The organism is Paenibacillus sp. SER-28 (assembly GCF_052906305.1).
The window spans coordinates 1-238 of the sequence record NZ_JBRECM010000097.1 but is presented as its reverse complement, the minus strand read 5'-3'; the positions used below and the strand labels follow the sequence as shown (position 1 = coordinate 238).

Genomic DNA, 238 nt, shown 5'->3' with positions numbered 1-238 from the left:
CTATGACCCGTAGGGGATTCGAACCCCTGTTACCTCCGTGAAAGGGAGGTGTCTTAACCCCTTGACCAACGGGCCATCTTATAACAAGCTCTCAACCGGGTTCGAACCGGTGACCTCATCCTTACCATGGATGCACTCTACCTGCTGAGCTATGAGAGCAAATGGCTCCCCGAACAGGACTCGAACCTGTGACAACTCGATTAACAGTCGAGTGCTCTACCAACTGAGCTATCAGGGA

At 52.5% G+C, this 238-nt stretch carries 3 tRNA genes; all 3 read right to left on the bottom strand.

The annotated features are described in order from the left end of the window. Nucleotides 1–3 precede the first annotated feature (3 nt). A tRNA-Glu gene (locus ACUYLD_RS25800) sits at nucleotides 4–75 on the bottom strand. 11 nt (nucleotides 76–86) lie between these two features. Then, nucleotides 87–159, bottom strand: a tRNA-Thr gene (locus tag ACUYLD_RS25795). Nucleotides 160–162: 3 nt separating this feature from the next. After that, a tRNA-Asn gene (locus ACUYLD_RS25790) sits at nucleotides 163–238 on the bottom strand.